The following is a 20830-nucleotide window of genomic DNA, read 5'->3' as shown; positions in this document are numbered from 1 at the left end:
TTTAGCAGAAGGTGTTGGAGAGGGTCCCAATGCCCTGGATGGAGATGTCCACCCGGTCACCGGGCCGCAGCCAGCGCTTCTGGTCGGCGGGGTAGCCCTGCATGACCCCCTGGGGCGTGCCGGTAAAAATCAGGTCGCCGGGCTGGAGGGTAAAGTGGTGAGACAGGTCGGCGATGATATCCCGGAGAGAAAAAATCATATCCGAGGTGTTGGAGTGCTGGCGCACCTCTCCGTTTACAGTGCTGGAGATGTCCAGATGCTCCGGGTCCAGGCTGTCCCCAGTGACCAGGCAGGGACCAATGGGAGCAAAGCCGTCAAAGGTTTTGGACAGCAGCCACTGACCTCCCCGTGCAAACTGCAGATCGCGGGTGGACAGATCGTTGCCGCAGGTGTAGCCAAAGACGTAGTCCAGAGCGTGGCCCGGATCCACATTCCGGGCGGGTCTTCCCATAACAGCGACTAATTCTGCCTCGTAATCATACTCTTTGTAATCACCGGGAAGAGAAATGACATCCCCATGGGCAGCCAGGGCGTTGGAAAATTTATTGAACAGCACCGGGGCAGGGGGGAGGGGGAGGTTACACTCCTTGGCGTGCTGGCGGTAGTTGAGGCCAATGCACAGAATGCGCCCCGGCTGGGTGACCACAGGGGCCAGGGGGGCATCGGTAAAGCACTGGGCATCCTCCAGCAGGGGCTTCAGCAGCCGGTTCAGGGCCTCACTGCCCAGAGGAAGGGCCGCGGCCATGGTGTCCGGCACGGTGCAGCCCTTTTGGGTGGCCTCGGCGGCCACATCCACGATGCCCCGGTCGGTCCAGAGGCCCAGGGCGGGCTGGCCATTTCGCCAGAATTGGGTGAGCTTCATAAACATTCCTCCTAGAAAACGGGGGCCGGCCCGTTCTGGAGCCGGCCCCGGATTGGGTCAGAAGATATATAAGGAAATTTTACCCGCCAAAGGGCGCGCCCCATGTGCCATGGGGCCCCTTTGTGGATGACGGGGGAAGAATTCAGACTTCGGACTCCTCCTGCTCCTTGCGGGTGACGGCGATGGACAGGTCGTCCAGCTGCTTGTCATCCACAAAGTCGGGGCAGGCCATCATCAGGTCGGAGGCATTCTGTACCTTGGGGAAGGCAATCACGTCCCGGATGGAGCCGGCGCCCGCCATGAGCATGCACAGCCGGTCCAGGCCGTAGGCCAGGCCGCCGTGAGGAGGTGCGCCAAATTTGAAGGCGCCCACCAGGTGGCCAAAGCGCTCCTGAATGTCCTCGTCGCTGATGCCCAGGGCCTGGAAGGCCTTCTCCTGCATCTCGGGGGTGTTGATGCGGATGGAACCGCCGCCCAGCTCGGTGCCGTTGAGGACGATGTCGTAGGCACGGGCCCGGCAGTTGGCCTTGTCGGAGAGGATCTTGTCCTCGTCCTCCACCATGGGTGCGGTGAAGGGGTGGTGCATGGCCTGGTAGCGGCCCTCCTCCTCGCTCCACTCGAACATGGGGAACTGGGTGACCCACAGGAACTTGAAGTCCTTGGGATCCAGAATGCCCAGCTCTCGGGCGATCTCACAGCGCAGAGCGCCCAGAGCGGCCCACACTACAGTGTTCTTGGCATCGCCCACAATGAGAATGAGGTCGCCGTCCTTGGCCTCAGCGCGCTCCAGAATGGCCTTGTTCTCCTCCTCGGTGAGGAACTTCTGGTAGGAGCTGGTCACCTGGCCGTCGATCATCCGGGCCCAGGCCAGGCCCTTGGCCTTATAGGTCTTGACAAAGTCCACCAGCTTGTCGATCTTCTTCCGGGGGAAGTCAGCGGCGTGGCCGTTGACGTTGATAAGGCGCACGGAGCCGCCCTCAGCCACAGGGCCGGAGAAGACGCCAAAGCCGCAGTCCTTCACGATGTCGCTGATGTCCTTGAGCTCAAAGCCAAAACGCAGGTCGGGCTTGTCGGAACCGAAGCGGTCCATGGCCTCCTGCCAGGGCATGCGCTGGAAGGGAGTCTGCACGTCCACATCCAGAACTTCCTTGAAGACCCGCTTCAGGAAGCCCTCCTGGATGGCCATGATGTCGTCTTCGTTCACAAAGGACATCTCCAGGTCGATCTGGGTGAACTCCGGCTGGCGGTCGGCCCGCAGGTCCTCGTCCCGGAAGCACCGGGCAATCTGGAAGTAGCGGTCAAAGCCGGAGAGCATCAGCAGCTGCTTATACTGCTGGGGGGACTGGGGCAGGGCATAGAACTTGCCGGGATGGACCCGAGAGGGGACCAGGTAGTCCCGAGCGCCCTCGGGGGTGGATTTGGTGAGAATGGGGGTTTCGATCTCCAAAAAGCCCTGCTCGTCAAAGTAGTCACGGGCAATCTTGGTGATCTTGTGCCGGGTGGCGATGGCGTGCTGCATGTCCGGGCGGCGCAGGTCCAGGTAGCGGTACTTCAGCCGGAGCATATCGTTGACCTGGCTGTCCTCCTCAATGGCAAAGGGCGGGGTCTCAGCCTTGGCCAGCAGGCGAAGCTCAGTGACGTAGAGCTCCACATCGCCGGTAGCGATCTTGTCGGTCTTGGCCTCACGCTCCTTCAGCTTGCCGGTGGCGGCCACCACATACTCCGAGCGCAGGCTCTTGGCCTTCTCGAAGACGTCTCGGGCGGTGGCATCGTCAAAGGTCAGCTGGAGGATGCCGGTGCGGTCCCGGAGATCCACAAAGATCAGCGCACCCTTGTCACGCTGGCGCTGTACCCAGCCGCATACGGAAATGGTCTTGCCCGCGTCAGCGGCACGCAGGTCCCCGCAGTAATGGCTGCGGTGGAAACCCTGAAGATTATCCACAAAAATCAACTCCATTTTGTATTATTGAAAAGAAATATAGCAAAGCAAAATCAATTTTCCTCAAGCTTAGTCGACTTCCACATCAGGACAAGAGGAAAGAAGATCTGCCACCTGCTGCTGAAACCCGGTCCCACCTAATAAACCATTCTGATTCGTATCAAGAATCGGGGCTACGCCACCGCTGAGACGATGGTGTCCATCACCTGGGATACCCAGGCCTCCTGCTCGTTGGTGGTCACGTCCCAGGTGCGGCAGGCAAGCATATGGTCAAGGCTCAGAGAACCGAAGAAGTTGCTGAGCCGAACCAACATTCCCTGGTGCCCATTTCCATCCGGGGTTACCACATGGGCGTCAAATTCCAGGAGAAGCTCCCACTGGAAATCTCCGTCCTCTGTTTGCACATACCGGGTCCCATGGGGCAGAAAGCTGGTGAGGGACCGGGAGAAGGTCCGGCCCTGAAGTTCCTTCCACAAAGTGTCAAAGGCGGGGTCGCCCCGTTCCAAAACCAGTTTCTCCTTTCCCACGGCACTGGGTACCACTTCATAGTAGATGGTGATAGCGGAGCACTGGGCCAGATCCAGTTCCGGGCACAGCTGCTGGAGGGTCATGGGCCGGGTGTACCACAGCGCAGCCAGCCCGGCCAAAAGTACGGCAAGGAGCAAAAAGAGCCGGACAAAGAATTTCTTCATAGGGCCCTCCTTTCCCGCGTGCGGGGCTTGTTACTCGCCTTTATCCAGAATGGGGGTACCCTGGTTCAGCTCCACCAGACCGGCCTGAATGGCGGCTACCGCTTCGCTGACGGGCAGCTTCACCTGCTCGCCGGTGCGCATATTCTTCACGGCGGCGGCGTTGTCCTTGATCTCGTCCTCCCCCAGGAAAATCACATAGGGGACGGCGATCTTGTCGGCATAGGACATCTTCTGCTTGAACTTCTTCTGCTCGCCGTAAATCTGCGTACGGATATTGGCGCCCCGCAGGCTGGTAGCCAGGGAGATGGCAGGGCCCATATCCTCAGTCATGGGGAGGATGAGCACGTCGGCAGGGGCGGTGTTGAGGGAATCGTTGAGATAGCCCTGGTCCTCCAGGACAAAGAACAGCCGGGTCAGGCCGATGGAGATGCCCACGCCGGGCAGCTGCTTGTCCGTATAATACTCTGCCAGGTTGTCATACCGGCCGCCGGAGCAGATGGAGCCGATCTCCGGGTGATCCAGCATGGTGGTCTCATACACGGTGCCGGTGTAGTAGTCAAGGCCGCGGGCAATGGTCAGGTCCAGGGCAAAGTTGGCCTCGGGCACACCAAAGCCAGCCAGGTTTTTCACCATGGCGCCCAGCTCGTCCAGGCCCTCGTCAAACTTTTCGTTCCGGCCCCGGTACTGCTCCAGAGAAGCGAGGATCTCAGCATTGCTGCCCTTGATGTCGATAAAGCGCAGGATCTCGGCTGCCTGTTCATCAGTCAGGCCAATTTCCGGGGCGGTGAGCAGATCGCGCACGCTTTTCTCGCCGATTTTTTCCAGCTTGTCCACGGTGCGCATGATGTCACCGGACTTCCGGGTCAGGTCCAGCATGCCATAAAAGCCGTTGAGGATCTTGCGGTTGTTCACCCGGATCTGGAAACGGCGCAGGCCCAGGGCGGTAAAGGTGCGGTAAATGATGGCGGGAATTTCCGCGTCGTTGGAGATGTCCAGCTTGCCATCGCCGATGATGTCGATATCAGCCTGATAGAACTCGCGGAAGCGGCCCCGCTGGGCACGCTCGCCCCGGTACACCTTGCCGATCTGGAAGCGGCGGAAGGGGAAGGCCAGGTTGGCATAGTTGAGCGCCACATATTTGGCCAGAGGGACGGTCAGGTCAAAGCGCAGGGACAGGTCGCTGTCGCCCTTGTTAAAGCGGTAGATCTGCTTTTCCGTCTCGCCGCCGCCCTTGGCCAGCAGAACCTCGCTGGCCTCGATGAGGGGGGTGTCCAGGGGAGTAAAGCCATAGAGGGAGAAGGATTCACGAATGATAGCGGCCATACGGTCAAACTGAATCTGACGGCCGGGAAGCAGTTCCATAAAACCGGAGAGGGTACGGGGTTGTACTTTAGCCATAAGTCAAAATCCTTTCTGTTGTGGAATTGTGTTTTTATAGCGGGGCAGGGGCCCGCGGCGCCGAGACGGCGGCTGATTCAAATTATTCTTCCCCTGGGGGAAGATGGAATTTGTGTCGCAGTGCAGGCATCAGCGTCATCATAAAAAACTCCTTCCACAGATTTTGCTTGTGTGCGGGAAAAAACGGGCGCTCTCATCCCATAGATTGGGACGAGAGCGCATACGCTTCGTGGTGCCACCCAATTTCAAGCGCGGTACTGCGCTCCTTTTGCCTTTTGTTGCGGAAAGGGGACCGCGCCCGTCTCCGGGCCCGCTGGTAGCGCCGTCTTCGCCGGAACCGCACCCTGAGGCCCTCTCAACCCAATGGGGCCTCTCTCTGTCGGGGGGTGTGCCGGGTACTTGTACGCCGTCATCACGGTGAATTATTTAGTATGCTAACCTAAAACAGCAAAAATGTCAAGTGCCGCATCTTACAGGGCAAAGGGGACCCGGTTGGGATTTAAGCCCAGACGCCAGTCCAGATCGCCCCGAGCCAGGCCGTGGATGAGCAGCTCAGCTGTGGCCACATTGGTGGCCACAGGGACGGAGTGCTGGTCACACAGGCGGGTGATATACAAAATGTCCTTGTCCATTTCGTTATCCTGGGGGGAGTTGAAGAACAGGACCATGTCGATCTCGTTATAGATGATGCGCTGTCCGATCTGCTCAATTCCGCCGTGCTCGTGGGACAAAAACAGGTTGACGGGCAGACCGGTGGCTTCCGCCACCATGCGTCCTGTAGCATTGGTAGCACAGACGGTATGCTTGGACAGAATGCCACAGTAAGCAGTGCAGAACTGGACCATCAAGTCTTGCTTTTTGGTGTGGCACATAATGGCAATATTCATGGGGGCGATACCTCCTTACAGCGTTATGTATCAAAAAAATTATCGAATTCGCATGATGGGAACGCGATTGCCCTCCAGCCGCAGGGCAATGTTCCAGCAGGCCTGGGCGGCGCCCCGCTTTCCACGGGAGGTCAGCGGTTGGCCCAAATTGGCGCACAGGATCACCTGGGGATCTTCCGGGACCACTCCCAGAAGAGGAAGCCCGGCGGTATTCATGGCGTCATCAATGGTGGCGCGCAGGCGGCGCAGAAGTTTGACCTGAATGCGGTTCATGACCAGGTGGACCTGGCGGATGTGTTCCAGCTCCTCTACGGTGCGTTGAGCATCCCGCAGGGAGGAGGTGTCGTTGGTGGCAATGACCAGGGCCCGGTCCGCCCCGCAGATGGCCAGCCGGAATCCGGCCCCCAATCCGGCGGGGGAATCGATCAAAACATAGTCATACATGGTGCGGGCGGTATTCAAAAGGGCCCGGACCTTATCCGGCGTGAGGTTGGCCGGCAGGGACATGGGGGCGGTGAGCAGAGACAAACCCTTTAAATCCGGGTGATCCACAGCCGCACGGGCCAGGGGACACCGCCCCAAAGCCACATCGGAAAAGTCCATCAGGGCCCGGTCGCTCAATCCCAGAGAAATGTCCAGGTTGCGAAGGCCGATGTCCATGTCAATACACAGTACCCTGCGGCCCATAAGGGCCAGGGATGCGGCGATGCCTCCGGTAATCGAGGTTTTTCCAGTACCTCCCTTGCCGGAGGTAATAGTTACCACAGTTCCCATGGAAAATCCTCCTAACATCACAATTCAAGTGTACCACAAATCTGTCCGCCGTCAACCGTTTCCCCAAAATCTTTTTGGAAAAATTTACATTTTGTAAAAAAACGGAGTTTACAGGGGCGCTTTTTGTATTTTTGCCCACCGGCGGGGATAGCCCTTCAGGGTGGGGGCGACCTTTTGAATGAGGACCACCCGGTGGACCACATCGGTGCCCGGAATGGTATAATCCCGCACTTCCCGGACCCGTCCGCCCAATAGCTGGATGGCGTGGGCGGCGTCCGCCAGTTCCTGGTCGCTGCTGGTGGACTTCATAGCTAAAAAGGTCCCGCCGGGGCGCACATAGGGCAGGCACAGCTCGCACAGCACCCGCAGGTCGGCCACAGCTCGGGCCGTGGCAAAGTCAAAGCTGTCCCGGAAGCCTTTCACCAGGGCCTGTTCTTCGGCGCGGGCGTGGACGGTGCGCACACCCTCCAGGCGGAGGGCAGCGGCCACCTCCTCCAGCCAGTCCAGCCGCTTGTTGAGGCTGTCCAGCAGGGTGAGCTCCAGGGAGGGGACCAGAATTTTCAGGGGCAGGCCGGGAAAGCCCGCACCGGTCCCCACATCAAGGAGGGTCTTGCCTGCAAAGTCCGCCATCCCTGCCAGGGCGGCACAGTCCAGCATGTGCAGGCGGGCCACCTGGTCCGGCTCCCGGATGGCGGTCAGGTTCATGACCTGGTTTTTCTCCAGGAGCATTTGGCCATATTGGGCCAATTGTTCTGCCGCCTGGGGATTGGCGTCCAAGCCCAGCTGGGCCAGACCGTCGGAAATGATGGTTTTCATAATGGTTCCTCCCTGTCAGCCGTTAAAAGCCAATGATGGTTACCCCTACCATCCCAAAGTTGGACAAAAGGCCTACGATCCCGATGGGAAGGGTAGCAAGGGCCAGCAGCCAGCACACCACGGCGGCCAGAATGGCCATCCACTTACCCGGCCGGCCGGTGGAGCGCCAGCTGACCAGGGACAGGATGCCCAGACCGATGAGACCGGGGACGGTGAGCAGGGGAGCCAGGTTGCCCAGGGTGGTGCCGGTATAAAAGTAATAGGTCGTCAGCCCCAGGAGGATGAGCACATAGACCAGGGCGATCCAGGCCAGGGTGCGCTTGACTGGGGAGGCGGGGGTGTAGCCTTTTTCGTCCCGGTCCTGCTTGTTCAAATGGTTGGATTCGGGCATAGCAGTTCCTCACTTTTTAGATTGGAATGGTCGGTTGCGTTTAGGAGCGCTGAACCCCTTGCGGCGCAAGGGGTTCAGGCGTTGACCGTTCTGGAGCCGTTTTCAGAGGCAAAAATGACCCAGGATAGGTCCCAGGGCGGTAAAAACGGCTGGAGACAGGTAAAACATATAGTTATATTTTAAGAAAAAACAACAAGTTGAAATACGAACTGTATCGTCCGGTCTATTACTTCTTGGGCACCATCACTTCCAGGCCGCCCATGTAGGGACGCAGGACCTGGGGAATGACCACGGAGCCGTCGGCCTGGAGGTTGTTCTCCAGGAAGGCGATGAGCATACGGGGAGGAGCCACCACGGTGTTGTTCAGGGTGTGGGGCAGGTACATGCCGTTCTCACCCTTGACACGCATCTTCAGGCGGCGGGCCTGGGCGTCGCCCAGGTTGGAGCAGGAGCAGACCTCAAAGTACTTCTGCTGACGGGGGGACCAGGCCTCGATGTCACAGGACTTCACCTTCAGGTCAGCCAGGTCGCCGGAGCAGCACTCCAGCTGGCGCACAGGGATGTCCAGGGAGCGGAACAGCTCCACAGAGTAGCGCCACATCTTCTCGTACCAGTCCATGGAGTCCTCAGGCTTGCAGACCACGATCATCTCCTGCTTCTCAAACTGGTGGATGCGGTAGACGCCGCGCTCCTCGATGCCGTGGGCGCCCTTCTCCTTGCGGAAGCAGGGGGAGTAGGAGGTGAGGGTCTGGGGGAGGGAGGCCTCGGGGATGATCTGGTCAATGAACTTGCCGATCATGGAGTGCTCGCTGGTACCGATGAGGTAGAGGTCCTCACCCTCGATCTTGTACATCATGGCCTCCATGTCGGTCTGGGACATGACGCCCTCCACCACGTTGCCGTGGATCATGAAGGGGGGAATGCAGAAGGTGAAGCCCTTGTTGATCATAAAGTCACGGGCATAGGCCAGCACCGCCTCGTGGAGGCGGGCCACATCGCCCAGCAGGTAGTAGAAGCCGTTGCCGGACACCCGGCCGGCGGAATCCATGTCGATGCCGTTGAAGGACTCCATGATCTCGGTGTGGTAGGGGATCTCAAAGTCGGGCACCTTGGGCTCGCCGAAGCGCTCTACCTCTACATTGGCGGAGTCGTCAGGACCGATGGGCACAGAGGGGTCAATGATGTTGGGGATGACCAGCATGATCTTGCGGATCTGGGCGGCCAGCTCGGTCTCACGGGCTTCCAGCTCGGCCAGACGGTCGGCGTTGGCCTTGACCTTGGCCTTGACGGCCTCGGCCTCCTCCAGCTTAGAGGGGTCCTTCTTGGCCTGGCCCATGAGCATGCCCACCTGCTTGCTCAGGGTGTTGCGGCTGGCCCGCAGCTCATTGGCCTCGCTGACACAGGCGCGGTTCTCCGCGTCCAGAGCCAGAACCTGGTCCACCAGGGGAAGTTTCTCGTCCTGGAACTTCTTTTTGATGTTTTCCTTCACCACATCGGGGTTTTCCCGGATAAATTTCATGTCCAGCATAGTATTGTTACGCTCCTTTTATCATAAGGTAATATCAAATAAATTGTTTCATGTGAAACATTGCCGGTAAGATCAGAAGAGCAGATCGTACAGCTCTGCGTATTGCTGCTTGGGGGAGGGGCCGTCAGGCTCCGCGTAGGACTGGTCGGGCAGGGCGTCCACCAGGCCGGAGGCCTCAAACTGTTCGGCCAGCTCCCTGGCCGCTCGGGTATAGCCTCGGGAAAATTGCCGCTGGATGCGCCAGAACCAGTCCATCGCCTGAAGGGAGCGCTCCAGCTCTTTTGCTGTATCCGAGGAGTTTTCCGCTGCCTGGATGGCATCCTCCAGCTGGTCGGAGAGCTCCTGGTTTTCCTGCCGCAGCTGATTCCGCTCGGCAATGATATTTTCCAGGGTCTGCAGGGTAGAGTTGGAACTTTGCTGCAGGTCGTCAATTTCTGCCTTGTTGAGCCGCTGCTGCATCATATAGGTCATGAGCAGCAGCAGAAAGGCGGCGGCAAACAGAACGGTGATGTATTGGAAGACTGACCGCTGGCTGCGGCGCTGCTGTCCTCTGGCACGGGAACGGGCGGAGGGCTTGTGTTCTCCGGCCTTTTCCGGGGCGGGGGAGGAGGCCTTCCGGTCTTTTGCGGGCTCAGCCATGGAAGTCGCCTCCTTTCTCCTGAAGCTGTTGGAGCAGAGAAAGCAGGGCCTCCAGGTCCTGATCGCTGTAATATTCCAGCTCGATCTTGCCCTTTTTGCCTTTGTGGGCGATTTTGACCTTCCGGCCCAGCCGTCCGGACAGATCTTTTTCCAGCTCGCCCAGGTAGAGGGACAGGTCAGGACCCTGGGTGACGGGTTTTTCCTTCTTCTCCCGCTGGAGGGCTTTGATCAGTGCCTCGGTCTGACGCACGGAGAGCTGCCCTTCCACCACCTTTTTGGCGGCCAGACGCTGAAGATCAGCAGTAGGAGCGCCCAAAATGGCACGGGCATGACCGGCAGAGAGGGTTCCTTCCTCCAGCATGGCCATGACCTCCTGAGGAAGCGCCAGAAGTCGGAGGGTGTTGGCGATGGCGGGGCGGGATTTTCCCATTTGCTGGGCCACCTGCTCCTGGGTCAGACCATAGTCCTCCATCAAAACCTGATAACCACGGGCCTCTTCGGCGGGGTTCAGGTCCTCCCGCTGGAGGTTCTCAATGAGGCCCAGCTCCATGACCTTCCGGTCGTCGGCTTCAATGATCACCGCCGGGACCTCGGCCAGTCCCGCGGCTTTGGCGGCCCGCCAGCGGCGCTCGCCGGCAATGATCTGATAGTAGCCGGAGGCCAGCCGGCGTACGGTAAGGGGCTGAATGATCCCGTGGGTGCGGATGGAGTCGGTCAGGTCGTCCAGGGCCTCCTGATCAAACCGCTTGCGGGGCTGGTTCAGTCCCGGCTCCACTTGGGAGATGGGAAGGGAGACGGAGCCCTCTCCCTGGGGCTGCAAAGCCGGGTCGCCCAACAGGGCGTTCAGTCCCCGGCCGAGGCCCAATTCTGTATTTCGCTTTGCCATAGCATGATACCTTTCTTATATAGGATAGCCTGGATTTCAATTGCTTCGGTCAGGTGTGGGACATTTCCTCCGCCAAAAGGCGATAGGCCTCCGCGCCCCTGGAATAGGGATCATAGGCGGAAATAGGCTTTCCATGGCTGGGGGCCTCGGACAGACGGACGTTCCGGGGAATTACCGTGGCAAATACTTGTCCGGGGAAATGCCGCTTGACCTCCTCCGCCACCTGAAGGGACAAGTTGGTCCGGCTGTCAAACATGGTCAGCAGAACACCCTCCAGGGCCAGGTGGGGATTGAGTCCCCGCTTGATGAGCCGGACGGTGGCCAGCAGATCGCTCAGGCCCTCCAGAGCGTAGTACTCGCACTGCACCGGGACCAGCAGGGAGTGGGCTGCACACAGAGCGTTGACCGTGAGCAATTCCAGAGAGGGGGGGCAGTCGATGAAAATGTAGTCGTAGCCATCACTCAGGGAATCCAGGGCATTTTTCAGCAGCTTTTCCCGGTTCTCAATGGCGATCATCTCGATCCCCGCCCCAGCTAGGGCCTTGTTGGAGGGGAGCACATCCCCGTACTTGGTGGACACAACGGCCCGCTTTGGATCGGCGCCGTTGATCAGCACGTCATAGACGTTGGGGGAGGCGGTATTTTTGTCCACACCCATCCCGGAGGTGGCGTTGGCCTGGGGGTCAAAGTCGCACAGCAGAACCCGTTTCCCCAAATTCTTCAGTGCGGCGGTGATATTTACGGTGGTAGTGGTTTTGCCCACACCGCCTTTCTGATTGACAACGGCAATGATCTTAGCCATGGGGCGCCTCCTTGCAGCGGACAATATGGTAAACTTCACAGCACTTCATTATATCAACGCCCCCAGTATATTTCAACTGTTTTTCCGCTTTTTGTGCCAGGAGACGGAAAGAGAAAATGTTTCACATGAAACATTTTCACAACCCCATAAGAAAGGCCCCAAACGCAAGGGTGCGTTTGGGGCGCAGCAGGGGAGGCTTAAGAGGATTTTCGGGGAATGTGAATGGTAAGCAAAATTTCGTCATCGGAATCCTGACGGCGGCACTGGGCGTTTACTCCGGCGGAGCGCATAAGGTCCAGGCTGCGGGTAAGGGTATTCAGGAACAGACGCACATCCTTTACGATAAAGGTAGGGCGTTTGCGGGGAGAGGGAGCGGCAGAGAGTACCTGCTCGACGATGGCTTCCGTCTGGGCGACGGTCAGCTTTTGGCTGACAATGCGCTGTGCCACGTCCAACTGCTGTTGGGGGTCCTCCAGCCGGAGCAGGGCCCGTGCATGGCGCTCGGTGGCCTTGTGCTCCCGGAGCAGGCCCAGCACTTGAGGCGATAGTTTCAGCAGGCGCAGCTTGTTGGCAATGGCGGACTGGCTTTTCCCCAGCCGCCGGGCCGTCTCCTCCTGGGAGATGTGATAGGTATCCATGAGCTGCCGCAGGGCTAGGGCCTCCTCCCAGAAGTCCAGGTCCCGGCGCTGCAGATTCTCCACCAGGGCCAGCAGGGAGGAGGACTGGCTGTCCACCTGGACGGACAGGCAGGGGACTTGTTCCAGCCCGGCCAGCTTTGCGGCCCGAAGGCGGCGCTCGCCGGCCACCAGCTCCCACTGTCCCTCCCTTCGGCGGACGGTAAGGGGCTGTAAAATACCCAGGGAGCGGATGGAGTCGGCCAGTTCCTCCAGCTCAGGGGTTGTAAACACACTTCTGGGCTGGTTGGGATTGGGCACAATGGCGTCGATGGGCAAAAACAAGACCTTCCCGCTGTCAAATAGTCCTTTCTTCGGCAGCAGCCGCATGGAAATCCCGCCTTTCCAATAGCTTGTACCAATAGATTACCATAAAATAGAAAATATACCGTCGAAAACAGGGGGCGGGAAAAAATTTTATTTCCAAGGAAATTCTGTCAAGCTATTTGCCTAAAAAACACAGCGGCTTTGGTGATAATTTCTAATGAAACAGAAAACAAGACCGTAGTACTTGTAAAAAATGGAGACAGCGACTATAATAAACCCATAAGGGCCCGGTTTGGGCAGGTCTGCCGGGAGCGGCTGGGGCCTGTCAAACAGGAGAGATGCCGGTCCCTGAGCAAAAGGAAGGAGAGTGTATTATGAAGAGTAAGAAACTGCCCCTTGCCTTCTGGATTTTTGTGGGACTGCTGGTGGGCGTTGTCGCTGGACTGCTGCTGATTCCCATGAATATCGGCGGCATGGCGGGGAAAGACTTTGCCGCTGCATATATTAAACCCTGGGGCGATATCTTCCTGAATCTGCTGAAGTTTATCGTGGTGCCCATTGTGCTGTTTTCCATTGCCTCCGGCGTCATCTCCATGCAGGACATCAGCAAGGTGGGCTCCGTGGGCGGAAAGACCGTGGTTTATTACATGTGCACCACCGCCTTTGCGGTGATTCTGGCCCTGATTTTGGCCAGCCTGGCCAAGGGCGCCGGATTGTTTGTGGAAATGAATACCACAGGACTGGAATATACCCCGCCGGAAGGGCAGAGCCTTATGACGGTGATCGTCAACATCTTCCCCTCTAATGTGGTGCAGCCTTTGCTGAATTCCACCATGCTCCAGGTCATTGTGATTTCCCTGCTTCTGGGCTTTGGCATTTTGCTGGCTGGGGAGAGGGGACTGGTGGCGGCTCAGATCGTGGACAGCTTTAACGAGGTGTCCATGAAGATCATGGATTTGATCATTCGCCTGTCGCCCATCGGTGTGGCCTGCCTCATCTGCCCGGTGGTGGCGGAGAACGGGCCTCAGATTCTCCAGTACATGGTGGCTGCCCTGGCGGTGGCCTATGTGGGCTATGTGGTCCACGCGCTGGTGGTATACTCCACCACCGTAAAGGTGCTGGGGGGCGTTTCTCCCACCGCCTTCTTTAAGGGAATGGCTCCGGCTATGATGATGGCTTTTTCCTCCGCGTCCTCCGTGGGCACGCTGCCCTTTAACATGGAGTGTGCCGAGCGGCTGGGCGCCCGCCGGGAGGTATCTTCCTTTGTCCTGCCTCTGGGCGCTACTATTAACATGGATGGAACCGCCATTTATCAGGGCGTGTGCGCGGTGTTTATTGCCACCGCCTATGGCATTGACCTGAGCATTGGACAGATGCTCACCATCGTACTGACCGCCACCTTGGCCTCCGTAGGCACTGCCGGTGTTCCCGGCGCGGGCATGGTCATGCTGGCTATGGTGCTCCAGAGTGTCAACGTGCCGGTGGAGGGCATTGCCTTGGTGGCCGGAATCGACCGGGTCTTTGACATGGGACGCACCACCGTGAATATCACCGGTGACGCCGCCTGCGCGGTGATCATCTCCAAGATGGAGGACCGGAAGGCCGCCCGGACCAAGGGCGTGCTGGGCTAAAGCAACGTTTGCCGGGCCGCTGGGGCGGCCCGGCAATTTTTTTCACAGGGAAGTGTAAAATTCAAAAAAGGGATTGCAGGTAAAGAAAATTTTTTGTAAAATACTAGTATATTTTGAGAGAGACGGCCCGCATTCCGGGCCGTTCTTACGCTAAGAAAGGCGGTTAGGATCCCATGGAGATGCTGAAGGAGCGCATTCGCAAAGATGGCGTAGTCAAGGGGACAGACGTGCTGAAAGTGGATAGCTTTCTCAATCATCAGATGGACATTACCCTGTTTGGAGAAATTGGGAAGGAGTTTCAGCGGCGTTTTGCAGACAGCGGCGTCAACAAGATCCTGACCATTGAGGCATCGGGCATTGGAATTGCCTGTATTACGGCCCAGTACTTTAACTGCCCGGTGATCTTTGCCAAAAAGACCCAGACCAAAAACATTGCCGGGGAGGTCTACACCACTCAGGTGGAGTCCTTTACCCACGGCAGAATCTACGATGTGATCGTGTCCAAGCGGTTCCTGGGCCCTGGGGACCGGGTGCTGGTCATTGACGATTTTCTGGCCAACGGCGCCGCTCTGGAGGGGCTGTTTGACCTGATCCGCCAGTCCGGTGCAGAGCTGGTAGGCGCTGGAATCGTAGTGGAGAAGGCCTTCCAGCCCGGAGGCGCCCGCCTGCGGGCAAAGGGAATCCGCATTGAGTCCCTGGCCAGGGTGAAATCCATGTCGGAAGAGACAGGAGTGGAATTTGTGGACTGAGGCCAAAGCCTGGTTTCCGTCCCGATCATCTGCAGAAAGAATGCCCGGTGGAAGCGATGGCTTCCACCGGGCATTTTGTTTGGGAAAAAATCAGCCTTCCTGACTGGACGCGGCGGAGGAGCTGTCAGAGCTCTCCTGCTCTTTGGCCTCCAAAACGGCGTTGACTTCCTGCTGAACGGCAGCCTTCATGGAAACGACCTTTTCCCGGAAGGCGGCGGGATCCAGCTGGTCATAGGCATCCATAGTCTCCAGGCCATATTCCTCCAGCCAGGCGTCTGTCTTCCCCTGCATCAGCTGGGCCACCAGCTGATTGCGGTAGTCCGCCGGGTCCAGGGGCAGGCGGAGGATGATGTGATAGCCCGTAGATTCACTGTATACCACGTCGCTGATTTCCCCGTCCTTCAGGGCAAGGGCAGCCTCCTCAAACTCAGGGACCATCTGCCCCTTATAAGCGGTATAGCCGTCGGGATAGGAAGCCAGACCGGGGTCCTCGCTGTACTCGTTCATCAGCTCGTCGAACAGGGCCACAGGGTCCTCGGCAGCACGCAGCTGGGCAAGCAGGTCCTCAGCGGTGGCCTTCTTCTGGGCGGCGGCCTCCTCGTCCAGGGCCTCGCCGGTCTCCACGTTCTTCGTGGCCAGGAGGATGTGTTTGGCCCGGTAGACCCCCAGCTCGTCCTGGGCGTAGGCCAGCACCTCCGCGTCGGTGGGATAGCCCTCGCTGCCCTCGCCAAAGTAGAGGTTTTGCAGCTGCAGGTGCAGGTCGGCACAGGTGCTCATTTGAGAGAGCAGATCCCAGGTGAGCATCTGGTACCAGAAGGAGCGCTCCGCCAGCTCCTCGTTGCCCAGGGTTTCGACAGCCTGGGCACGCTGGCTCTCCAGCTGGTCCAGGGTCTCCTGGGTGACGGAGAGCCCCTCCTTCTGGGCCAGAGTGGGGAGCAGGGCATAGAGGGCCGCAGCCTCCAGGGCACTCTTCTTCATCTGGTCAGACAGGGTCATGCCATCGCCCAGGTCCGTGTCCCAGGGCAGCTCGGTCATGTAGCCGTTGTACTGGGACAAGGTCAGCTCAATGCCGTAATTGATCCAGTAGAGCAGCTCCGCGGCGGTGATGTCTGTCTCGCCCACACGGGCTACCACCGTGTCTCCAGCCATGCCGGAGGTGGCCAGGTAGGGGTCGGTCACCCCGGTGAGGTCCATGGCCTCCACCTCAGAGGTGCTGCTGCTAGCGGAAGAAGAAGCGCCGGAGGAGCTGGCTGCACTGGAGGAGGAGCTGGAGCCTCCGCCGCAGCCGGCCAGAGCGGACAGCCCCATAACCAGGGCCAGGGCCGCAGCCAGGAATCGTTTGATTGGTTTCATGAATACAGGTTCCTTTCTCGGATGGAAAAATAAAAGATCGTAAGCTTCATCATAGCACAAATAAAGCCATGGGGCAATATGGGAGGTCAGATTTCTCCCAGTGCTTTGGCATAGGCCTCCACCAGGCCGCTGGCCGCCCGAAGGGAATTCTCTTCCTTGCCCAGAGCCAGGGAAAAGCGGGGCGTTTCCCCAGGGATGAGCACCAGACGCTTTTGGTACTTCTCCTGGGCGCATAGCTGGGAGAAGGGTTCCAGCTGAAATTCGTCCAGGGTAAAGACCAGCTTGCCGCCCTTTTGGGCGATGTCCCGGATGCGGCACTGGGCAGCTGTGGAGCGCAGAAGGGCCACGGAAATGAGGTTATTGACCTGTCTGGGAGGCTCGCCGAAGCGGTCGATGAGCTCATCCATGATTTCGTCGGCATCCTGTTCGCTGCGGATGGCGGCAATGCGCCGGTAGAGGTCCATGCGCTGCTCCGGAGAGGCCACATAGCGGTCGGGGATGGCGGCGGCCACGGACAGGGTGGCGGCGCACTCGGTGCGGGTGGGGAGGCTCTGGCCCTGCTCGGTGAGCACCGCCTCCTCCAGCAGCTTCAGATACATGTCGTAGCCCACGGAGAGGAGGAAGCCCGACTGCTCCGGGCCCAGTACATTGCCCGCCCCCCGGATCTCCAGGTCCCGCATGGCGATTTTAAAGCCCGAGCCAAACTCAGCAAATTCCCGGATGGCTTCCAGGCGTTTGGTGGCCACCTCCGAGAGGACCTTGCCCTTGCGGTAGGTGAGGTAGGCAAAGGCCCGGCGGTTGGACCGGCCCACCCGGCCCCGGATCTGGTGGAGCTGGGCCAGACCCAGCTTGTCGGCGTCCTCAATAATAAGGGTGTTGGCGTTGGGCAGGTCGATGCCCGTCTCAATGATGGTGGTGCACACCAGGACGTTGATTTCCCCGTCGGTCATCTGGCTCATTACGTCGTCAATGGCCTCCTGGGTCATCCGGCCGTGGGCCACGCCGATGACCGCGTCCTCTCCCAGCAGCAGCTGAATGCGGGCGGCGCAGCGGTCGATGGTCTCCACCCGGTTGTGGAGGTAATAGACCTGGCCGCCCCGCTCCAGCTCCCGGCGCATGGCATCCCCCAGCACGTTCCAGTCGTGCTCCAGCACGTAGGTCTGAACCGGCTGGCGGTCAGAGGGGGGCTCTTCCAGAGTGGACATGTCCCGGATGCCCGAGAGGGCCATGTTCAACGTGCGGGGAATGGGGGTGGCGGAGAGGGTGAGCACATCCACCTGCTGGAAGGTCTCCTTCAGCTTCTCCTTGTGCTGCACCCCAAAGCGCTGCTCCTCGTCCACCACCAGAAGGCCCAGATCCTTAAACCGCACGTCCCGGTTAAAGAGCCGGTGGGTGCCAATGAGGATGTCCACCTCGCCGGTTTCCACCTTGCGCAGGGTCTCCTTCATCTGGGTGGGGGTGCGGAAGCGGGAGACCACGTCGATGTTCACCGGGTACTTGGAAAACCGCCGCAGGGCGGTGAGATAGTGCTGCCGGGCCAGGACGGTGGTGGGCACCAGAATGGCCGCCTGCTTTCCGTCCAGTACACACTTCATCATGGCCCGGAAGGCCACCTCCGTCTTGCCATAGCCCACGTCGCCGCACAGCAGCCGGTCCATGGGGATGGGGCGCTCCATGTCGGTTTTGATCTCCTGGATGCACCGCAGCTGGTCGTCGGTCTCGGTGTATTCAAACTGCTCCTCAAATTCCCGCTGCCAGGGGGAGTCGGGGGAGAAGGCATAGCCGGGGCGGCGCTGGCGCTGGGCATAGAGCTGAATGAGCCCTTTGGCCAGGTCCTGGACCGCCTTTTTGGCCTTTGTTTTGGCCTTTTCCCACTCTACGCCTCCCAGGCGGTTGAGCTTTTTGGTCTGGGCGGCGTCCTCGCCGCCGCCGATGTACTTGCTCACCAGGTCCAGCTGAGTGGCCGGGACATAGAGCACGTCCGTGCCCGCGTAAGCAATTTTCACATAGTCCTGCTCCACCCCGTCAATGGGCATCTTCACCATGCCCACGAACCGGCCCACGCCATGGTGCTCGTGGACTACCAGGTCTCCGGGGGTGAGGTCGGCATAGGATTTCAGCTTCTGGCGATTGGTGGAGTCCTTTACCGGCCGCCTGCGGCGGATGGCCTTCTTGTTTCCCTCGGTGAGCACCGCCAGATGGAGGGAGGGGTACTCCAGGCCGCTGGACAGCCCGCCGATGGTAATGGTGATGGAGCCGGGCTTGGGCAGCTGGGTGAGCTGAAACTCCACAGCGGCCTTGACCTTCTGCTCCCGCAGAAGGGTCTGCAGGTCCAAGGCCCGCTGCTCCCCTGACACCAGCACCAGGCTGGCAAAGCCGCTGCTTTGATAGTGGGCCAGGTCCTGCACCGCCGTCTCCAGGCTCCCGCCGAAGGAGGAGAGCTGTTTGGCGGTGAGGGAGAGGAGGGCCTTTGGGGGCGTGGGATAGCCGGAAGCGGCAAAGGAGTCCAGATAGATGCAGGCCCAGTCCTCCAGCCGCTCACACAGGTGGGGAAAGGTGAGGGCCAGGTCGGCGCAGGAGCCGTCCAGCTCCCCCTGCTCCATCAGAATTTTGATATCCTCCTCCATTTGCCACTGGTAGGTTTTGGCCCGCTCGGCAATCCGGGGGCATTCCGAGAAAATGAGACAGGCATCCGGGGGGAGGTAGTCGGCCATGGTGGCCGCCTGAGGATAAATGAGGGACAGGTACCGGTCCATGGCGGGGAAGGTGCGCCCCTGGGCAATGGCCTCCCCATCCCGCTCCAGAGTTTGGGCCAGAGGGGCGTTGCCTGCCCGCAGCGCCTTGGCGGCCAGCTTTTCCACCTTGGCGGCCAGGCCCTGGAGTCCGCCGGGAGCCATCTGGGGCAGGACCTCAGCGGCGGGGAGGAGGAGGACCTGCTCTGTGTTCTCCGTACGGCGCTGGGTGGACGGGTCAAAAAAGCCCATGGCGTCCACTTCGTCCCCGAAGAACTCCACCCGGACCGGGTGGTCCAGGGCGGGGGAGAAGACGTCCAAAATTCCGCCCCGGAGGGCAAACTGCCCCACGCCCTCCACCTGTTCGCAGCGGACGTATCCGGCGGCAGACAGGGTCTCGGACAGTTCATTCAGGTCATAGCTCTGCCCCAGCTTCAGCTCCAGGCAGCAGCGTTTCAGAAGATCGGGGGGCAGGGTGCGCTGCAAAAGGGCCTCCACCGTGGCCACCACATAGGGGTGCTGCCCCTGTTCCATGGAGCGCATAAGGGACAGGCGCTTGTGCTCCCACTGGCGGGAGACAGAGGCTGCGTTATGGAAGGTGAAGGAGCGGGGGGTAAGGACCGGCACCGGTCCCTCCACAAAGGCGGCCAGATCCTGGGCCAGCCGCTCGCCCTCCCCCTCGTCAGCGCAGAGGAGCACCACGGGCCGCTGGGTGAGAAGTCCCACCCCGGCGGCAATATGGACCCGGTGAATGGCCGATACTCCGGACAGGGCCACAGGGCAGCGTCCTCCCTCCAGACAGGTCAGGAGCTGCTGAAATTCCGGCAGTCGATTTAGAGCGGCAGTAAGCAGTTTCATGGGAAAAACCTCAATGTTTTGAATCGTTGGGCAACGCGGCAATGCCCCTGCCCCCAAGAGGGGGAGGGGTTGGTACCTTCAGTATATCCGTCCCAAGGAGGGCCGTCAAGGGGAAGGAGGGAGAAGAAAGGGAGGCCACTCACCCTTTTGGTGAATGGCCTCCCGGTATGATTATTTGATCTCGTAATCCCGTCCGAACTGCAGCTCACCAAAGTCAATGCGGCTGCCCCGGAAGGAGTGGTCGTCGTCCTCGTCGTCCTCATCCCCGTCCTCCTGGTCGGAGACGGGGTCAAACTCCGCGGTGTCGTCCAGGTCCTCCTGGGAAGCCTCCTGGGCGGCCTTGGAGCGGAGGTTTTCCTCCGTGGCGTCCTTCATGGCCTGGGCCAGCAGACGCTGCACATTGTCGTCGATTTCCGAGACGGTCTCCTCCACCGCGTCCACCACAGGGGTGGTCTCAGGGGGATAGAGCTCCTGGAGGTGGTCCAGATAGTCGCTGTGCTGGGCGTGGAGGGCACGCACCTGCTCCACAAAGGAGGCGGTGGCCTTTTGAGCCTGCTGCAGGCGGAACTCCTCTGCCTCCAGCTCCTTGGAGATGTTGGCCTTTCGGGCGGAGGCCTGAGCTTCGGCTTCCTTCAGGATCTCTTCCTTCTTCCGCTCGGCCTCCTGGACCAGCTCATCGGCCATACGCTGGGCCGTCATCAACGCTTTCCGCATGGCCTCCTCGGTGGAGCGGTACTCCTCCACCTTATCCACCAGCACCTTCATCTTGCTCTTCAAGACCGCGTTTTCGCTGTACAGGGCGGAGTAGTCCCCCGTGAGGATATCCAAAAATTCATCCACCTGAGACATGTTGTAACCGCCGAACGAGGCCTTTTGGAAGGCGCGTTCCGATACTTCCTGCGGAGTCAGCATAGTATATTCCCTCCAGTTTTATCTACAAATGGTAGTATTT

General features: G+C 59.7%; 18 protein-coding genes. 2 read left to right on the top strand and 16 right to left on the bottom strand.

Going from position 1 to position 20830, the window contains the following annotated elements; translation table 11 throughout:
• Position 1: 1 nt before the first annotated feature.
• From ACTQ3R_RS11170 to ACTQ3R_RS11110, 13 genes are all read right to left on the bottom strand, one after another.
• On the bottom strand, positions 2-862 hold the full coding sequence (locus ACTQ3R_RS11170; protein ID WP_441779334.1) for a fumarylacetoacetate hydrolase family protein: 861 nt from the start codon (positions 860-862) through the stop codon (positions 2-4).
• Between the two features lie 142 nt (positions 863-1004).
• On the bottom strand, positions 1005-2819 hold the full coding sequence (gene aspS, locus ACTQ3R_RS11165; protein ID WP_441779335.1) for an aspartate--tRNA ligase: 1815 nt from the start codon (positions 2817-2819) through the stop codon (positions 1005-1007).
• Between the two features lie 155 nt (positions 2820-2974).
• Positions 2975-3493, bottom strand: a complete 519-nt coding sequence (locus tag ACTQ3R_RS11160; protein WP_441779336.1) for a hypothetical protein — start codon at positions 3491-3493, stop codon at positions 2975-2977.
• A 30-nt stretch (positions 3494-3523) separates the two neighbouring features.
• Positions 3524-4891, bottom strand: coding sequence for a histidine--tRNA ligase (gene hisS / locus ACTQ3R_RS11155; protein ID WP_441779337.1), 1368 nt, complete (start codon positions 4889-4891; stop codon positions 3524-3526).
• Between the two features lie 470 nt (positions 4892-5361).
• Positions 5362-5778, bottom strand: a complete 417-nt coding sequence (locus ACTQ3R_RS11150) for a methylglyoxal synthase (RefSeq protein ID WP_441779338.1) — start codon at positions 5776-5778, stop codon at positions 5362-5364.
• A gap of 39 nt (positions 5779-5817) precedes the next feature.
• Positions 5818-6552: a nucleotide-binding protein gene (locus ACTQ3R_RS11145; RefSeq protein ID WP_441779339.1), complete on the bottom strand. Its 735-nt coding sequence runs from the start codon at positions 6550-6552 to the stop codon at positions 5818-5820.
• Positions 6553-6660: 108 nt separating this feature from the next.
• Complete coding sequence (gene rsmG / locus ACTQ3R_RS11140) at positions 6661-7368, bottom strand: 16S rRNA (guanine(527)-N(7))-methyltransferase RsmG (protein WP_441779340.1); 708 nt, start codon at positions 7366-7368, stop codon at positions 6661-6663.
• A 22-nt stretch (positions 7369-7390) separates the two neighbouring features.
• Complete coding sequence (locus ACTQ3R_RS11135; RefSeq protein ID WP_441779341.1) at positions 7391-7759, bottom strand: hypothetical protein; 369 nt, start codon at positions 7757-7759, stop codon at positions 7391-7393.
• 226 nt (positions 7760-7985) lie between these two features.
• On the bottom strand, positions 7986-9287 hold the full coding sequence (serS, locus tag ACTQ3R_RS11130) for a serine--tRNA ligase (protein WP_441779342.1): 1302 nt from the start codon (positions 9285-9287) through the stop codon (positions 7986-7988).
• 72 nt (positions 9288-9359) lie between these two features.
• Complete coding sequence (locus ACTQ3R_RS11125) at positions 9360-9926, bottom strand: hypothetical protein (protein WP_441779343.1); 567 nt, start codon at positions 9924-9926, stop codon at positions 9360-9362.
• Positions 9919-10812 (bottom strand): ParB/RepB/Spo0J family partition protein, encoded by an 894-nt coding sequence (locus ACTQ3R_RS11120; protein WP_441779344.1) that lies wholly within the window; start codon positions 10810-10812, stop codon positions 9919-9921. The genes ACTQ3R_RS11125 and ACTQ3R_RS11120 overlap by 8 nt, the downstream gene beginning before the upstream one ends.
• A gap of 49 nt (positions 10813-10861) precedes the next feature.
• Positions 10862-11614, bottom strand: a complete 753-nt coding sequence (locus ACTQ3R_RS11115; protein WP_441779345.1) for a ParA family protein — start codon at positions 11612-11614, stop codon at positions 10862-10864.
• 197 nt (positions 11615-11811) lie between these two features.
• Positions 11812-12618 carry a ParB/RepB/Spo0J family partition protein gene (locus tag ACTQ3R_RS11110; RefSeq protein WP_441779346.1) on the bottom strand — a complete coding sequence of 269 codons (807 nt, stop codon included), beginning with the start codon at positions 12616-12618 and terminating at the stop codon, positions 11812-11814.
• A gap of 311 nt (positions 12619-12929) precedes the next feature.
• Here ACTQ3R_RS11110 and ACTQ3R_RS11105 point away from each other — a divergent pair, with 311 nt between their 5' ends.
• Together ACTQ3R_RS11105 and ACTQ3R_RS11100 are read left to right on the top strand one after the other, a co-directional pair.
• The gene (locus ACTQ3R_RS11105) at positions 12930-14186 is read left to right on the top strand and encodes a dicarboxylate/amino acid:cation symporter (protein WP_441779347.1); all 1257 of its coding nucleotides are present in this window, start codon (positions 12930-12932) and stop codon (positions 14184-14186) included.
• Between the two features lie 173 nt (positions 14187-14359).
• Positions 14360-14935, top strand: coding sequence for a xanthine phosphoribosyltransferase (locus ACTQ3R_RS11100; protein ID WP_441779348.1), 576 nt, complete (start codon positions 14360-14362; stop codon positions 14933-14935).
• 90 nt (positions 14936-15025) lie between these two features.
• Here ACTQ3R_RS11100 and ACTQ3R_RS11095 read toward each other — a convergent pair whose 3' ends face one another.
• The 3 genes from ACTQ3R_RS11095 to ACTQ3R_RS11085 all read right to left on the bottom strand — a co-directional run bounded on the left by ACTQ3R_RS11095 (position 15026) and on the right by ACTQ3R_RS11085 (position 20790).
• The gene (locus tag ACTQ3R_RS11095; protein WP_441779349.1) at positions 15026-16288 is read right to left on the bottom strand and encodes a peptidylprolyl isomerase; all 1263 of its coding nucleotides are present in this window, start codon (positions 16286-16288) and stop codon (positions 15026-15028) included.
• 86 nt (positions 16289-16374) lie between these two features.
• Positions 16375-19878, bottom strand: a complete 3504-nt coding sequence (gene mfd, locus ACTQ3R_RS11090; RefSeq protein ID WP_441779350.1) for a transcription-repair coupling factor — start codon at positions 19876-19878, stop codon at positions 16375-16377.
• A 171-nt stretch (positions 19879-20049) separates the two neighbouring features.
• Positions 20050-20790: a DivIVA domain-containing protein gene (locus ACTQ3R_RS11085; protein WP_441779351.1), complete on the bottom strand. Its 741-nt coding sequence runs from the start codon at positions 20788-20790 to the stop codon at positions 20050-20052.
• Between the last annotated feature and the right edge of the window lie 40 nt (positions 20791-20830).

The sequence above is a fragment of the Lawsonibacter sp. LCP25S3_E2 genome, from assembly GCF_052117285.1.
GTDB lineage: Bacteria > Bacillota > Clostridia > Oscillospirales > Oscillospiraceae > Lawsonibacter.
The sequence above is the reverse complement of the archived record's forward strand: the minus strand, read 5'-3'. Positions and strand labels throughout refer to the sequence as shown.

What these genes read in the sequence shown, in the direction of transcription:
- ACTQ3R_RS11170 (WP_441779334.1), bottom strand. Translation starts at nt 862, where the DNA reads ATGAAGCTCACCCAATTCTGGCGAAATGGCCAGCCCGCCCTGGGCCTC.
- aspS (WP_441779335.1), bottom strand. Translation starts at nt 2,819, where the DNA reads ATGGAGTTGATTTTTGTGGATAATCTTCAGGGTTTCCACCGCAGCCAT.
- ACTQ3R_RS11160 (WP_441779336.1), bottom strand. Translation starts at nt 3,493, where the DNA reads ATGAAGAAATTCTTTGTCCGGCTCTTTTTGCTCCTTGCCGTACTTTTG.
- hisS (WP_441779337.1), bottom strand. Translation starts at nt 4,891, where the DNA reads ATGGCTAAAGTACAACCCCGTACCCTCTCCGGTTTTATGGAACTGCTT.
- ACTQ3R_RS11150 (WP_441779338.1), bottom strand. Translation starts at nt 5,778, where the DNA reads ATGAATATTGCCATTATGTGCCACACCAAAAAGCAAGACTTGATGGTC.
- ACTQ3R_RS11145 (WP_441779339.1), bottom strand. Translation starts at nt 6,552, where the DNA reads ATGGGAACTGTGGTAACTATTACCTCCGGCAAGGGAGGTACTGGAAAA.
- rsmG (WP_441779340.1), bottom strand. Translation starts at nt 7,368, where the DNA reads ATGAAAACCATCATTTCCGACGGTCTGGCCCAGCTGGGCTTGGACGCC.
- ACTQ3R_RS11135 (WP_441779341.1), bottom strand. Translation starts at nt 7,759, where the DNA reads ATGCCCGAATCCAACCATTTGAACAAGCAGGACCGGGACGAAAAAGGC.
- serS (WP_441779342.1), bottom strand. Translation starts at nt 9,287, where the DNA reads ATGCTGGACATGAAATTTATCCGGGAAAACCCCGATGTGGTGAAGGAA.
- ACTQ3R_RS11125 (WP_441779343.1), bottom strand. Translation starts at nt 9,926, where the DNA reads ATGGCTGAGCCCGCAAAAGACCGGAAGGCCTCCTCCCCCGCCCCGGAA.
- ACTQ3R_RS11120 (WP_441779344.1), bottom strand. Translation starts at nt 10,812, where the DNA reads ATGGCAAAGCGAAATACAGAATTGGGCCTCGGCCGGGGACTGAACGCC.
- ACTQ3R_RS11115 (WP_441779345.1), bottom strand. Translation starts at nt 11,614, where the DNA reads ATGGCTAAGATCATTGCCGTTGTCAATCAGAAAGGCGGTGTGGGCAAA.
- ACTQ3R_RS11110 (WP_441779346.1), bottom strand. Translation starts at nt 12,618, where the DNA reads ATGCGGCTGCTGCCGAAGAAAGGACTATTTGACAGCGGGAAGGTCTTG.
- ACTQ3R_RS11105 (WP_441779347.1), top strand. Translation starts at nt 12,930, where the DNA reads ATGAAGAGTAAGAAACTGCCCCTTGCCTTCTGGATTTTTGTGGGACTG.
- ACTQ3R_RS11100 (WP_441779348.1), top strand. Translation starts at nt 14,360, where the DNA reads ATGGAGATGCTGAAGGAGCGCATTCGCAAAGATGGCGTAGTCAAGGGG.
- ACTQ3R_RS11095 (WP_441779349.1), bottom strand. Translation starts at nt 16,288, where the DNA reads ATGAAACCAATCAAACGATTCCTGGCTGCGGCCCTGGCCCTGGTTATG.
- mfd (WP_441779350.1), bottom strand. Translation starts at nt 19,878, where the DNA reads ATGAAACTGCTTACTGCCGCTCTAAATCGACTGCCGGAATTTCAGCAG.
- ACTQ3R_RS11085 (WP_441779351.1), bottom strand. Translation starts at nt 20,790, where the DNA reads ATGCTGACTCCGCAGGAAGTATCGGAACGCGCCTTCCAAAAGGCCTCG.